General features: G+C 51.2%; 12 protein-coding genes. 6 read left to right on the forward strand and 6 right to left on the reverse strand.

Annotated features, from left to right (window positions below; all coding sequences use genetic code 11):
* Positions 1-368: 368 nt before the first annotated feature.
* Together recC and EHW58_RS03950 are read right to left on the reverse strand one after the other, a co-directional pair.
* Positions 369-3,749 carry an exodeoxyribonuclease V subunit gamma gene (gene recC, locus EHW58_RS03945; protein WP_370517826.1) on the reverse strand — a complete coding sequence of 1,127 codons (3,381 nt, stop codon included), beginning with the start codon at positions 3,747-3,749 and terminating at the stop codon, positions 369-371.
* Between the two features lie 134 nt (positions 3,750-3,883).
* Positions 3,884-4,567: a DNA-3-methyladenine glycosylase I gene (locus EHW58_RS03950; RefSeq protein ID WP_152794905.1), complete on the reverse strand. Its 684-nt coding sequence runs from the start codon at positions 4,565-4,567 to the stop codon at positions 3,884-3,886.
* 83 nt (positions 4,568-4,650) lie between these two features.
* Here EHW58_RS03950 and EHW58_RS03955 point away from each other — a divergent pair, with 83 nt between their 5' ends.
* The 4 genes from EHW58_RS03955 to pheA all read left to right on the forward strand — a co-directional run bounded on the left by EHW58_RS03955 (position 4,651) and on the right by pheA (position 8,403).
* Positions 4,651-4,959, forward strand: a complete 309-nt coding sequence (locus EHW58_RS03955; RefSeq protein WP_046074135.1) for a YebG family protein — start codon at positions 4,651-4,653, stop codon at positions 4,957-4,959.
* A 223-nt stretch (positions 4,960-5,182) separates the two neighbouring features.
* Positions 5,183-6,214 carry a 2,3,4,5-tetrahydropyridine-2,6-dicarboxylate N-succinyltransferase gene (dapD, locus tag EHW58_RS03960; protein ID WP_074213325.1) on the forward strand — a complete coding sequence of 344 codons (1,032 nt, stop codon included), beginning with the start codon at positions 5,183-5,185 and terminating at the stop codon, positions 6,212-6,214.
* Positions 6,215-6,608: 394 nt separating this feature from the next.
* Positions 6,609-6,959: a ribosome hibernation-promoting factor, HPF/YfiA family gene (gene hpf, locus EHW58_RS03965; protein WP_046074133.1), complete on the forward strand. Its 351-nt coding sequence runs from the start codon at positions 6,609-6,611 to the stop codon at positions 6,957-6,959.
* 259 nt (positions 6,960-7,218) lie between these two features.
* Positions 7,219-8,403 carry a prephenate dehydratase gene (gene pheA / locus EHW58_RS03970; RefSeq protein ID WP_152794907.1) on the forward strand — a complete coding sequence of 395 codons (1,185 nt, stop codon included), beginning with the start codon at positions 7,219-7,221 and terminating at the stop codon, positions 8,401-8,403.
* A gap of 69 nt (positions 8,404-8,472) precedes the next feature.
* Here pheA and EHW58_RS03975 read toward each other — a convergent pair whose 3' ends face one another.
* The 3 genes from EHW58_RS03975 to EHW58_RS03985 form a co-directional block, all read right to left on the reverse strand.
* On the reverse strand, positions 8,473-9,162 hold the full coding sequence (locus tag EHW58_RS03975; RefSeq protein WP_152794909.1) for a DUF3800 domain-containing protein: 690 nt from the start codon (positions 9,160-9,162) through the stop codon (positions 8,473-8,475).
* A 418-nt stretch (positions 9,163-9,580) separates the two neighbouring features.
* Positions 9,581-10,714, reverse strand: coding sequence for a bifunctional chorismate mutase/prephenate dehydrogenase (tyrA, locus tag EHW58_RS03980; RefSeq protein WP_152794911.1), 1,134 nt, complete (start codon positions 10,712-10,714; stop codon positions 9,581-9,583).
* A 3-nt stretch (positions 10,715-10,717) separates the two neighbouring features.
* Complete coding sequence (locus tag EHW58_RS03985; RefSeq protein WP_046074130.1) at positions 10,718-11,794, reverse strand: 3-deoxy-7-phosphoheptulonate synthase; 1,077 nt, start codon at positions 11,792-11,794, stop codon at positions 10,718-10,720.
* A gap of 180 nt (positions 11,795-11,974) precedes the next feature.
* Here EHW58_RS03985 and EHW58_RS03990 point away from each other — a divergent pair, with 180 nt between their 5' ends.
* Both EHW58_RS03990 and btsR read left to right on the forward strand, forming a co-directional pair.
* Positions 11,975-13,672, forward strand: coding sequence for a sensor histidine kinase (locus EHW58_RS03990; RefSeq protein WP_152794913.1), 1,698 nt, complete (start codon positions 11,975-11,977; stop codon positions 13,670-13,672).
* A complete protein-coding gene (btsR, locus tag EHW58_RS03995) occupies positions 13,669-14,385 on the forward strand; it encodes a two-component system response regulator BtsR (RefSeq protein WP_152794915.1) in 717 nt (238 codons plus the stop codon). The genes EHW58_RS03990 and btsR overlap by 4 nt, the downstream gene beginning before the upstream one ends.
* A gap of 13 nt (positions 14,386-14,398) precedes the next feature.
* Here btsR and EHW58_RS04000 read toward each other — a convergent pair whose 3' ends face one another.
* Entirely contained in the window at positions 14,399-14,785 is a 387-nt protein-coding gene (locus EHW58_RS04000) for a DUF2799 domain-containing protein (RefSeq protein WP_077650551.1), read from the reverse strand.
* Positions 14,786-14,877: the final 92 nt, after the last annotated feature.

The following is a 14,877-nucleotide window of genomic DNA, read 5'->3' on the forward strand; positions in this document are numbered from 1 at the left end:
ATTGATATAACTTTTTCTGAAACCCACCATTCAAATGATCGTTTAAAAAATATTTAGACCCCAAATAGATTGACCCCTAACGAGGCGCAGGTCGCGCAATCTTTGACCAACAAATTGATAACAATTGTCGCACTAAACGCCGACGTATTGACGCACCTCCTGCTCACTCTTTAATGATATTTAGCGCGCACATTTAGATATTTACTCAACTATGATGAATAAAAACACAAGAAGAACATCAAAAATCATGCTTTTAAAGACAATCGATGCACAATAAAAAGCCAAGCATCAACTTGGCTAACAGGGGGAAGCGTGGAGAGGAAGAGACAGAGGCCACATCGCGCCTATGATGCGGACTTCACTGCATGCTAGTGTTTTTGTCGCTGCGCTAACATCGGCATTAAGTGGCGATCGCCTGTTGCTAACAGCGCTTGGCCGAGGCTTTCACGCCATTGCGGCCAAACACGGTAAACGTAAGGGTCTTGTCCTTCGCCAGGATTAAAGCCTCCCACAAAGGCATCGCGTATCGATTTCAGCGCTTTGTCTTGGCCGGTTTCACTGTTATCAAAGCCTTTTTTACTATCTCGAGCTTTTATCCCCGCCCCGACTGAGCTTGGCAGATAGGTAAGCGGCTGATTCAGTCCCTGTTGATAGTCTTCAACCAAGGCTTGTAGGTGTGCTCGCGCATCATCTTTGCTGAGTGGGGAAAACTCGATGGTTTCTTTCACTCCCACCAGCGTACTCGGCACGGCTTCGCCCATCGCGCATTGGCATAAATGATCAATCCATACCGCAAGCTGATGACGCACAGTCAGATCGCCACAATGAAAGCGAACCAAGCAGTCTTGATAACGCCGATTGAGCCAACCTTGCAGTTGTACCTCACCCAAGGCAGTAGGAAGGGTCAGATTGAGTTCAAGATCGGGGCGCGGCGCGGCGAGCAAAGGCGTCAAGCGTTGGTACATATCACGGATCACCATAACTTGCGTATCCAAGGTCAATTCGCCAAAGTACGCTAAGGGCAACTTGCCCTGTCCTCGCTGTCGGGCCATAAAATCCTGCACGCTTTGGGGGCTGTCATCGGTTTCAATAAAGTGGGCTAACAGCTGATCGCGCAGCTGAAAACGGTGCAAGGTATCTAAGCGAAAGGGTTCAAATTCTTCTAACGGCGCTTCTAACTGCTCAAAGAAGACTTTCAAGCGGCGTTGGAAAAAATAGCGCACGGGCAACCGCCAAAAGCGCTGCAACTCAGCCAACTCAATCACAGGATCGATATGGCTATCCGGATCAGGGCTTAATGCATCATCCATAAATGCCGGCAGTTGTGTCCCTTGCCCTTTGGCAGCCGGTAGCCACTCTTGCGCGTAGCTACCATCATGAGCAAACGCCTCTGGGCTAAAGGGAGTGAGTGGATGCGTCTGGATAAGCCTCTCTTCCAGCCGCTGACGTGACTGGACTTCGGGTAAGTCGCGGTCACCGGCCAAACAGTAGCCTTGGGTACAATATTCAAGCAGCTCGGTAACCAGCACCGACGGGACTTTTAAGCTGTTATCTTGCACTGAGCGCCCGACATAACTGATATATAAACGCTGCTGTGCTGACTGCAGCGCTTCTAAAAACAGGTAACGATCATCGTCGCGGCGCGAGCGATCTCCTGCCCGCGTGCGGCCCACCATTAAATCAAAACCGACGCTAGGCACAGTGCGTGGGTACACGCCATCATTCATCCCAAGCAAACACACCACATCAAAGGGAATGGAGCGCATCGGCATCAAGGTACAAAAGTTGACCTGACCGGCCAAAAAGCGCTGGCTGACTCGCTCGTTGTTGAGGCGGCCGTTAAAGTAATCGCGCACCACTGGCAAGGTTAGCGTGTGGGTAAAGGCAGCATCGCTAAGCTGTGTCAGCCAACTGTCTAACTGGGTACGGATCAATTTGACCGCTAACTCTTCATCCCCTTCAATGGCGAAGCAGTCATCCAGCATTTGGGTCAACCGCGCCACCCACGTCTTACCATCGCATTCAATCGCCAGTTGCTGCTGGTAGTGGATCAATGTGTCTATAAACAACCCTAACCGCCCTGCCAGCTCCGCATTAAGCCCTTGGACTTCATCATAAGGGACGGTGTCTGCAAACAAGCCGGCCTCACTCGGCATCGCGTAGCCGAGTAGCATACGTTTCAGGCCAAATAGCCACGTATTCTGATACTGCTCGGGCAAGGCAAATTGACTCGCGGTATGGGTATCAAGCCCCCAGCGAATGCCGGTTTCTTCCACCCACTGCTTAATCTGATCAAACTGTTGGCTGTCGATGGCAAAACGGCGCGACACCGCCGGCACCTCAAGAATTTCCAATAGTTCCGCCGCACTGCATCGACTATCAGGCAGGGTGAGCAGACGCAAAAAGGCGGCTAACACCGGGCTTTCTTGATCGGCGCTGCGATCTGAGATGGAAAAGGGAATAAAACGCTCACTCGGCGCATTACCAAACACCGCTTGAATGGCGGGGCTGTAGGCATTGATATCCGCCACCATCACAATCACATCGCGGGGGCTCAGTGATGGGTTGGCCTCAAACATCGCGAGTAGCTGATCGTGCAGCACTTCGACTTCGCGCATCGGGCTGTGACAGGCATGGATTGCGATGGAAGCATCATCTGGCTCGATTTCTGTTTTCGCCGCACTGGTTTCAGTCTGCTTGGGATCGCCTGGCTCATTCAAATCCAAAATATCGGCTTGGATGTGATGGAGTAGATTATCGCGGTTAATAGGTACAAAGCCGCTATCAATCTCATTACAGGCCATTTCCGAGAGCAGCAGTAAGTTATCGCGCCCTAGTTTTCCCATCGACGCCAGCAAGCTGTTCCCTACTTCACCGTGCTCGGGCTCATCAAGTCCCAGTGCCAATTGGCTCTCGGCGGGGATGTCTTCAATTCGGCTGATCTTATCCCGCGCCAATGCGGCACGTTTAGCCAGATAGCGCTTGTCGCGAATATCGCCCCAATAGTAACGGCATGGGTTGGTGAACATAAAATGCACCTCCACATGCTCGCCCAGTGCTTGCAACGCATCCAGATAGCGTGGTGGGAGCGCGGATATGCCAAATACAAACACCCTCTCAATATCAGCAAGCCCTTCAGGTTTGTGCTGATGGCTGGTTAAGGTATCGATAAACTCTTGATACAAGTTGGCGCGATGGTAAGGCGATTGGCCCAGCGCCAATGTGTGATCGTATAAGCGACGCCACAGTTTTTGCTGCCAAGGCTGCACATCGTCAAGCTCGGGTACCGGTTGCTCTTGCTCCCATGCCAGCACCCACTCGGGGCGATAGACCAAATACTGGTCGAAAATATCGGCCACTTTTTCGGCCAGCTGGTAGGCGCGTTGCTGATCCTGGCTATCTTCCAAATACGCGGCTAAATCAGCGAACTCTGGCGCATCCAGACAGCTGGGTAAGATGTCCATTAGCTTCCATGTCATCGCCTCTTTATTGAAATCACTGCGCTCAGGCACGCCATCCAACACCCGCACAAACAGCTGCCAGATAAAGGTAGCGGGAAGCGGGAATTCGACGTTCGCGACAATCTGCTGCTCATTGGCGAGTGCCATTTTTAACCACTGCGCCATGCCGGGGCTTTGCACCAGAATAAGTTCTTTTTGAAAAGGGTCAGACAGTGGTCGCTGTTGGATTAGGGAGACCAACAAGGACTTCAACAGATCGAGCTGATTAGAGTGATAAACAGTAAACACAAGGCGCTCACATGGGAAAGATAACTGGCATCGATTGTGGCCGATTGCCGTACTAAGCGCAAACCGCCATCGATACGCCGCGACCTCGCACACGACTTGTTAAGCGCGTGATGGCACAGCAAATCGCTGCGCGATTAAACGCGATTGTCACCCACACTGAATGCGATCAGCTGGCTGATATGGTTCAGTGAACGCCCCGACTCTTGCTGCCACTCATTAAATGCCTGTTGCGCTGCTTGCATCGCCCGCTTGGTCTCTCGACCGCTATCAACGATTTTAGTCGCGCGCAGGTAGTGCTCGATATCACGGGTGAACAAGAAGGTGTCCTTGCCCATTCGGCGCAAGGTATAAGCACCGGTATTACCGCCTAAACGCTTACCGTGCTTTTTTAAATACTGCCATAACCCGACAATATCTTCGCTGGGCCAATCGGCGACAAACTGGCTAAAACTGCCGTGCGATTGCTGCACGCGGTGGATCATTTCCGCGTTGTGCGGAATCGTCATCACCTTGGTAAGATGACGAATAATCGCTGGGTTGGTGGCTTTTTCTTCCCACATTTCCGGCGGCATCAGCAGCATTTTATCAATATCAAAGCCCCAGAACACCTCTTCAAATCCGGGCCATTTTTTACGCACTACCTGCCAACTAATCCCCGATTGAAACACCTTCTGGCTAAACGCTGCGAGCCAGCGATCATCTGGTATCTCACACAAGGCATGAGGCGCAAGCGGTGCCACCAACATGCGCTCTACCTCGCGTTGACCGCCTTTGCGCTCAGCGGCACGTTGATAAATGGTGCTAAATTTTTCTCTCATGTCACAATCATGGCCGGGTCAGTGGACAATGGCCCTTATCCTACTGTATAAAAAGACAGTAAATCAACGAAGAGAGGGTAATTATGGCCGTTATCGTCAAGTACGTGGTCGAACGCGAGGGAGAAGAAAAGATGACATTTACCTCCAAAGCTGAAGCCGACGCCTACGACAAAATGTTGGATATGGCGGATGCCATGTTCGATCTAATTGGAGAAAGCGAACTGGTAGACGACGAAGAAAAGCGTGAAGCCTTGTCGCTATACCTTGCTCAACACAAAGACTCGGTGCTTGAAGCACTGGGCGCAAAACGCAAGGCGGCAAAGAAAAAGCCGGCAAAAAGCGAGAACAAAGCGGACGAGAGTCGCGACGACAAAGACGCCGATGCGGCCTAAAGTTGTGATTGCTGACCCTTTTAGCATCCGCGAAAGAGCAAGCCCATTTGGCTTGCTTTTTTTATGCCTGTCTCCTGATGACTATGCATCAACATGAATCGGTGCGCTGACCTGTAACGGTTTTTGCCTCCGCCAGCCGTTAAGCGCTTCCAACCACCGCCGCTTGTCTTTAAGATGAAGTGTTTGATGTTTTAAGCCCAACGACACAAGGAGATTCCCCCCAATGGCAAGCTTTGCTCTGGCACTCGGTACCGCCACTCAAAACCAGGACGGTAAAATCATTGAAGCCTATTTCCCAGCGCCCCTGCTTAATCCTAGTGATGATCTGGTAAGTGCCCTAAGCGCGCTAACCGATTATAGCGCCGGTAATCAGGTACTAGAGGTTGCACCAGAAACCTGCGCTGCAATCAGTGAAGCCTTCGCCGCCGCTGGCGCTCAAAAGGCAGCTAACTTTGCGAGCAAGGCTCAACAAACCACACAGCCACTGGTGCTGGTTATTCTAGAAAACGACAGCAAACCCGCATCGGTGGCTGAAGGCTTCCTCAAGCTTCAGCTGATCTCGCACCGCTTAGTCAAACCACACGGTGTGGTGCTAGACGGACTCTTTGGCCTGCTGCACAACATCGCTTGGACCAACCAAGGCCCAATCGACTTGCCGGAACTGCCTGAGCGTCAGATGGAAGCGCGTCTGAAAGGCGAAACATTAACCGTTGAGTGCGTGGATAAATTCCCGAAAATGACCGATTACGTGGTGCCTGCCGGTGTGCGTATTGCTGATACCGCCCGTGTTCGCTTGGGCGCCCATGTGGGTGAAGGCACTACGGTGATGCACGAAGGCTTTATCAACTTCAATGCCGGCACCGAAGGCAAGAGCATGATTGAAGGCCGTATCTCTGCGGGTGTGATGGTCGGTCAAGGTAGCGATATTGGCGGCGGTGCATCCATTATGGGGACGCTGAGTGGCGGCGGCCAGATTGTGATCTCAATTGGTGAGAACTCACTGTTGGGTGCCAATGCTGGCCTTGGCTTCCCATTAGGCGATCGTTGCACCATCGAGTCAGGACTGTATGTCACCGCAGGCACCAAAGTCACCATGCTCGACGCTGACGGCAATGTGGTCGAAAGCATCAAAGCACGTGATTTGGCCGGTAAGTCGGACCTATTGCTACGCCGCAACTCAAAAACGGGAGCGGTTGAATGCTTAACCAACAAAACGGCGGTCGAGCTCAACCACGAGCTACACGCGAATAACTAATCAAGCCCGCTTTTAGTTCTTTTCAGAGGCGGCCAACTTGGTCGCCTTTTTTATGTCTACTTTGCTTGAATCACTATCGCGTCACCGCAATACGCCAAAAAGCACAAGCAGGTTTGTGGCACATTTTAACCACAAGCGAAAACGAGGAAAATAAACAGGCGCGAGGCGGCCCTGACTGGCGGGTAAATCAGCGTTCGTGACCTCTCCCAACGTAGCATTTTTGGCATTGAGTTCAAGGCTTTTCCGACCTTTTCGGTGTCAGGATTCGCAGGTGCTCACAGATCCTTCTATCGATATCCTTCCCCCCTTTAAACATGAGCTAAGTCACGTTATCAATAATGGAAAGCGGTAATCTGAAGATGAACCTAATACAGGGGAACAAAGAGGAAAGAGTATGAGAGTGGAAATTGCAGGCAAAAACATCGAAATCACTCCCGCCATCCGTGAGCGCATTGAAAGCCGCTTTGAAAAGCTGGCCAAGTGGCAGGTGGCACTCATCAATCCTCATGCTGTGATCAGTAAGGAGCCAAACCACCAGTTCAAAGTGGAAGCGAAAGCTGGGCTACCAGGTTCAACACTGGTTGCCTCTGCCGAAAGCGACGACATGTACAAAGCGATTAACGAGGTGGGCCAAAAACTCGAGAAGCAACTGAATAAGGTCCAACACAAAGGCGAAGCGCGCCGTAACGATAAGTCAGCCGCGACGGTTGCGATGGAAGAAAATCCAGCCGATGAGGAAATCTAACCCTCAGCGCAACACCTAACTCGCTAAACATGTTAGCCCCGGCCTCGCGGGGCTTTTTGATCCTTGACACGCCTGCCTGCGCCCCATATGGTTAATCCATGCGCAAACATAACAACACAACGCCCAATGCTGATTCTCGTTCGTTTTTTTCGCTTCTTTTTTATCTCGCCAACGCGGGAGGAAGCGTGCTAAGCCTAATCAGCCTGGCGCACTAACCTCCCAACCGGGAGGTTTTTTTGTATTAGAACAAGGATAATGTATGCCAGACACACCACGCCCACTGGATGAGATACGCACGCGCATAAGCCAGCTTGATCAAGAGCTGCTGACACTATTGGCCGAGCGCCGTCGCTTAAGCCTAGATGTCGCCAAAAACAAAGTCGCCGTGCAAAAACCGATTCGCGATCAAGCCCGTGAACAAGCCTTATTAGAAAAACTGGTGACCAAAGCGCAAGATCACCAGCTAGACGCCCACTATGTATTGAGTCTGTTTCACACCATTATCGAAGACTCGGTACTTATCCAGCAGCGCTATCTGCAAAACCTGGCCAACCCAGACAATCAGCGTCCAGTGGCACGGGTTTCTTTCTTGGGCAGCCAGGGCTCATATTCCTATCTCGCCGCGCGCCAATACTTTAGCCGCAAGCAAACCGAACTGGTGGAAATGGCCTGCGACAGCTTTAAAAAGGTGGTAGAAACGGTAGAAACTGGTCATGCCGATTACGGTATCTTACCCGTAGAGAACACCAGTTCTGGCTCAATCAATGAAGTGTACGATCAGCTGCAGCACACGCGTTTATCGATTGTCGGTGAGCTCACGCTGCCTATCGACCATTGCCTGCTTACCGTCGGTGACCAAGAGCCAAGTCAAATTGATACCTTGTATGCCCACCCGCAGCCGCACCAGCAATGCAGCGAATACATTGACACCTTGGGTAAAGTGAAGAAGATTTATTGCTCCAGCACCGCTGAAGCCATGCAACAAGTAGCGGATTTAAACCAGCCCAACGTCGCCGCGATTGGTCATGCGGCAAGTGGTGAGTTTTACGGTTTAACCGCGATTAAGAGCGAGATAGCCAACCAACAGCAAAATCACACCCGCTTTATTGTCGTGGCCCGCAAGCCGGTTAAAGTGTCGTCACTGACCCCTGCCAAGACCACCTTTATCATGTCGACCTCGCAGCAAGCTGGCTCCTTGGTGGAGTGTTTAATGGTACTGCGCGAGCGCGGCATCAATATGACCAAGCTCGAATCTCGGCCCGTGCTTGGCAACCCATGGGAAGAGATGTTTTACGTCGATGTTGAAGCTAATATGGCCAGCAACCTGATGCAAAGTGCACTGGACGAGCTCACCACCCTGACCCGTTACCTAAAAGTGCTCGGTTGCTACCCGTCAGAGACCATTTCCCCCACCGAAGTATCGCTGCCGGACAGCAACGAATAATCGCGAGTAGCCATTAACGCCAAAAGCCCACGATGTGGGCTTTTGGCGCTTTAATCATTATCATATCGCTTAAACCACCGTGTGAAGTCCATGCTGAACACCCCCAAAATAGTCAAATTTTCGCTCAATAAGGTCGAAAAACTGACCGTCCTTTTTTTCGTAATAACGAAACAACGCGTAAGCAATCAGGTCCGCGAGTTGAATCAATCTTGTTGCTTCAGAATCGATAAAGGCAGGGACTTCTGCCATATTCCTCAGCCGCCCCCAGTCATGACCATCGAGTTTAAACGCTTTAGCGAGTGCTTGAATCGGTGCTTCTTTGCTGCTCTTGTCAAAAAGAATCAGACCTCTTTGGGTATTATTGAAGTGAACATGTTGTCTGGCTAAGAAATGATCGAAGCGGGTTACAATTTGTTGAAAGGTATAATGAACCGGATCATTTGGAGAGATGGCACCTTTTCTTACAACTGATGCAAATATTCTAAATTTACGCCCATCAATTAAGCTAAGAGCCTGTTTGATCGCTTTTAGGCGCAACTCTTTATCAAACTTCCGCCAAAAGCCTCGCCCCGCAAGCATGGGGGCGCCGTGGAGTTCAACAGCGTGGGGGTCTTGTGGATTGAAGATTGCCGCGATTTTATCTAACTCAAGAGAAAGCCAATGTGCAGAGCGCTCGAACACACTAAAGCCAGCGAGAACAAAATGCTCTTGGTCTGCGCCACCAGGCGTGCCGGATTCATCTGCGTACAACAAAAACATATACGAACCCCTAAGATAATAGAGAGTCGCTACGAAAGGAAATGGGGGAAAGAAGGCGGCGGAAAGAGCTACGAGCTCAGCGCACTACAACAAGGCAGCACACCATAGATTGTTTCCAACCGCTCGATAACTATATCCCTAAATCACAGACTCTGCAACGATAGTTCTAATACGCTTTCGACCGCTTGCTGTAGCCTCAAACACGCAATAACCGTACATCTCATAGCGACGAAATAATACTTTCGAATCCGCTTAGACTACTACAAAGACTCACTTTTCCACGTGCGAGCCTGATTATAAATACCCTATCACTTTATCCATGCGATCCAGTTCTTAGTCCCTCATATCGATATACACGCTATCTCACTTTATCTGTGTGGCTCTCTACCCTCCTGCCCCCTTGAAAAGGTGAGCCTGACTAGGTCACGGTGCGGTGGGTGGCGTCGTTGGCTTGTCGCAACAAGCCTTGGCTTTCTTGTAAAAAGCGCGGGGCGTAGTCGCCAAACCAGTTTTCCACTTGCGCGAAGGCATCGACAAACGTGGACTTATCATGTTGTTCGAGCAAGTCAATCGCTTCCCCAAAACGCTGGTAAAAGCGTTTGATCATCGCCAGGTTTTGCGGCGAGGACATAATAATATCCGCATACAGACCCGCATCTTGGGCGAACAAGCGCCCCACCATGGCAAGCTCTAAGCGATAAATCGGTGAGCTTAGCGCGGTAAGCTGATCTAAATTGGGGTTTTCTTCTGCCAGATGGACCCCGTAAACAAACGACGTAAAGTGGCGCAGCGCTTGGATCAGCGTCATGCCTTCATCATGCTCGATGGCGCTGATCCGATGTAGCCCAGCGCCCCAAATCCGAAATTGCTCGAGCAACCATTGGTATGCCTCAGGATGTCGGCCGTCGCAATAAACAATCACCTGCTTGGCAAGGCTGGCCACATCGGGGCCAAACATCGGGTGTAGACCAACCACTGGGCCTGAATGCGCGGCTAACATCGCTTGTAGCGGACCTGATTTGATGGAGGTGAGATCCACTAATAAGCAGTCATCTGGCAGTTGGGTCAATTGATTAATGACCGCTTCCGTAACGTCAATGGGTACCGACACCACCACCATACCCGCGTCAGCCAGCAAGGTATCCGCATGCACCCAATCGTCTTTATCCAGCACAGTGACCTGATAGCCAGAAAGCGCAAACAAGCGCGCGAACAATCCCCCTAGCTGCCCTTTACCGCCAATGACTACGACCTGGCGTAAATCTGGGTTTAGACACTTAAAGCCAGAGTCGTTTTCACTGCTGTACGATTCGCGCATAGTACGACGCAGGACATCTTCAATTAAGTCTGGTGGCACGCCTTGCGACTGTGCTTCTTGACGACGCGAAGCGAGCATCGCTGCTTCACGGTCCGGCGCATAAATGGGCAAGCCATGTTGGCTTTTTACCTCTCCCACTTCTGCGACCAGCTCTAAACGGCGCGCGAGCAGGCTCACCATTTGTTTGTCGACATCATCGATTTGATCGCGCAATCGGCTCAGTTCTGCCACCATGATTTAGCCCTGTTGAATACGTTGTTGAAGAGAGGTTGCCAGCTCTTGGTGAGCATGACGCAACAATTGTTCGGTAGACGCCCAATCAATGCACGCATCGGTGATCGACACACCGTACGCCATCTCATCTTTCGGCAGATCCGCTGATTGGTTGCCAGCATTGAGGTGACTTTCGATCATCAAGCCAATCACAGAGCGGTTACCTTGTTTAATTTGATGGATCACATCTTCCGCCACCAGCGGTTGGCGACGATAATCTTTACGTGAATTCGCGTGGCTACAATCCACCATGAGAGACGGATTTAGTCCCGCGGCCTCCATTTGCTGCTCACATTCAGCGACGGAGACTGAGTCGTAGTTGGTTTGCTTGCCGCCACGCAGGATCACATGGCCGTTTGGGTTACCTTGGGTATTCAATAACGCTACTTGGCCGGCTTGGTTGATCCCCATAAACCGGTGCCCAGACGCAGCGGCTTTCATCGCATTGGTGGCGGTGGCCAGATTGCCATCCGTGCCATTTTTAAAGCCGATTGGCATCGACAGTCCACTGGCCATTTCACGATGGGTTTGTGATTCGGTGGTGCGCGCACCAATCGCCGCCCAGCTAAACAGATCGCCTATGTATTGCGGGCTGATCGGATCCAGTGCTTCAGTGGCCAGCGGGATCCCCATTTGCGCTAAATCCGTGAGCAAACCACGCGCTTGCTTTAAGCCAGACTCCACGTCAAAGCTGCCATCCAGATGCGGATCGTTGATTAAGCCTTTCCAGCCAGTGGTGGTGCGTGGTTTTTCAAAGTAAACCCGCATCACAATAAACAAATGATCACTCAGCTCATCCGACAAGGCTTTCAGACGACGCGCGTAATCTTTGGCCGCCTCAACATCATGAATGGAGCAAGGGCCACACACCACTAACAAGCGGTGATCGCGTTTGTGAATAATATCCGCCACGGTTTGTCGCGCTTGGCTGATCGCCGCACGAGTACTTTTTTCAATCGGGAACTGGGCACGGAGCTGCTCTGGTGTGAGAAGCACCTGCTCGTCACGAATGTGGATATTGGTTACCGAGTCTTGCTGCATAGCCTTGCCTTGAGTTGTTCATTAGGTTTTACACAGACAATACCAGGCTCTATTCTAAAAGCAATAGTGAGTGTATCATTTAATTTACTTAGTAAATTTAAGTTTACAGTCTAATTTAAGATAGAGTCTTAAACCGTCAATCGTTACTATAACCTATCCGTCATTTTTGTGTGGGTGGTTATGGCCCTGGTTCTTTCCCTCTTGCAGCAAATGAGCGTTTATCTAGTGATCGCCTATTTGCTGAGTAAAACGCCTGCGTTTATGCCACTACTGAGTATCTCAGGACGGCTGTCGCATAAAGTCGTTTGTTATTTCCTCTTCTCAGGCTTTTGTATTCTCGGCACCTACTTTGGTTTAAGTATCCAAGATGCGATTGCCAATACTCGCGCAATTGGCGCGGTGATGGGAGGATTACTGGGCGGGCCGGTCGTGGGGTTTTTGGTTGGGCTGACAGGCGGGCTGCACCGTTACAGTTTAGGCGGCTTTACCGATCTCGCCTGCGCTATATCGACGACCTCCGAAGGGTTAATTGGTGGTTTAATGCACCGCTACTTAGTGTCCCGCAACCAAACCAGCCGTTTATTTTCCCCTACCGTAGTGTTAGGGGTGACGTTTGTCGCCGAGCTGGTGCAAATGGCGATTATTCTCGCGGTGGCTGAGCCCTTTAGCCGTGCATACGAGTTAGTCAGCGCGATTGCTGCGCCCATGGTGATCGCTAACTCAGTCGGTGCCGCGATGTTTATGAGCATTATTGTCGACCGCAAAACCCTGTTCGAACGCTATTCAGCGGCGTTTTCCAGTAAGGCGCTAAAAATTGCTGAACGCTCGGTCGGTATTTTGAGTAGCGGCTTTAATCAGCAAAGCAGTGAACAGGTCGCCGCCATTATTCAACAAGAGACAGGGGTCGGCGCCGTTGCGATTACCGATCGCGAAAAGATCCTCGCCTTTACCGGGATTGGCGATGATCACCACCTGCCCGGTACACCCATTGCCTCAGATTACACCCGTCGCGCGATTGCCGATGATCAATTAATTTATATCGATGGCGCCGATACGCCCTACTGCTGTTCGCTATCACCTTACTGCAAACTCGGTTCAGTGCTGGTGATCCCTTTGCGCGGCGGTGATGGTTATGTGCTAGGCACGGTGAAACTTTATGAGCCTAAACGGAAACTCTTCTCGGCGATCAATGTCACCATGGGTGAGGGGATCGCGCGACTCCTCTCCAACCAGATTTTGACCGGGCGTTATCAGCGCCAACAAAGCTTGCTCACCCAAGCCGAGTTAAACTTGTTGCGCGCCCAAGTGAACCCGCACTTTTTGTTCAATGCCTTAAATACCATTAGTGCGGTGGTCAGGCGTGAGCCGGAACGTGCTCGCCAATTAATCCAGCACTTATCAACCTTCTTTCGCAGCAACCTCAAGCAAAACCGCGAAACGGTGTCGCTTGAGCAAGAGCTGAGTCATCTTGATGCGTACTTAGAGCTAGAACATGCCCGCTTTGCCGATCGTATGAGTGTTGAAAAGCAGATTGACCCGGCTATCTTACACGCGGTGATCCCAAGCTTTACCTTACAACCTTTGGTTGAAAACGCCGTGAAGCATGGGATCAGTCAATTGATGGCAGGCGGTAAAATTGTGATCCGTGGCTGGCAAGAAGGCGAATGCCTGTATTTACAAGTGGAAGATAATGCCGGGCTTTATCAACCGGCAGCACAACACTCAGGGCTAGGGATGCGTATTGTCGATAAGCGCGTGCGCGGGTTGTTTGGTAGCCAATACGCGCTGAAAATGACCTGTCAGCCCGATGTGTGGACGCGGGCAACCGTCACTCTTCCCTTAACCTATCAAGCCCCCAACAAGGAGAGACAGGGATGATCAAGGCATTGATTGTTGATGATGAGCTTCATGCGCGTGAAGCCTTGGAAGATGAGTTACTGGCACTCGGTGGCGTTGAGGTGGTTGGACAGTGCAACAATGCCATCGACGCGCTGAAAGCCATCAATCAAACCCGCCCCGATGTGGTGTTTTTAGATATTCAGATGCCTCGCGTGACCGGTTTAGAGCTACTCGCGATGCTCGACCCCGCCACCATGCCCAAGGTGGTGTTCGTGACCGCCTATGATGAATTCGCTGTACAAGCGTTTGAGGACAATGCATTCGACTATTTGCTCAAACCCGTCGAAACTGGACGATTGAAGAAATCACTGGAAAAACTCACCCGTGAGCTGAGCCAGAAACACGACTACCAAGTGATCACGCCCGCGTTGGATTTGCTCCCTTGCGCCGGACACAATCGAATTACGTTGATCCCTCACCAAGAGGTGGAGGTCGCACGTACGGCGCTAAGTGGGGTCGCGCTACTCACCGCAAAAGGCGAATCTACCACGCACCTTTCACTCAAGGTTTTGGAAGACAAAACCCCCTTAATACGCTGTCATCGCCAATACTTAGTGCATCCGGCCACTATCCGCGAAATCCAGTTACTCGACAACGGCCTTGCCGAAGTGATCACGCAATCTGCCTATGTGGTACCTGTGAGCCGCCGCTATCTCAAAACACTGAAAGACAAGCTGGGCTTATGCCAGTAACTCTCACCGCGCGTTAGTAGAAAAGCCCATTTGCTTGGCTTTGAAAGTCGTTGTAGCCGCGCTGCCACTCCATTCTAAAACGCTGAGAGCCAGGGCGACTTTCACACACGCCCATATAGGGGTTGCCATCTAATCCCAGTTGGTAGGCATGCTTGGGATCGCAATAGGCGTCAATACCATGAATATAGCCTTGCTCGTAATCGAGATAGTTGGCATTGATGGTCTCGCCAGCCTCAGAGGCTAACGTCCGCAAATCGCTTAACGAGCGCTGTGGCAACCCGCGCTGTCCATCTTGCTCGCCAAGTCCATACCAGTTCTGCTCATCAACCAAGCCTTGGGTAGTCGATGCGGCACATCCGACCAACAGTACGACACCCCATAGTGCAAAAAACGTTTTTATCATGCTAAACCCTTCCCCTACATAAAAAAGCCCCAGCAGAAGCTGAGGCTTAGATCTTAGCGTATTTGCGCAGATATTGCCGTAAGACCAAT

The organism is Salinivibrio sp. VYel1 (assembly GCF_009377945.1).
Taxonomy (GTDB): domain Bacteria; phylum Pseudomonadota; class Gammaproteobacteria; order Enterobacterales; family Vibrionaceae; genus Salinivibrio; species Salinivibrio siamensis.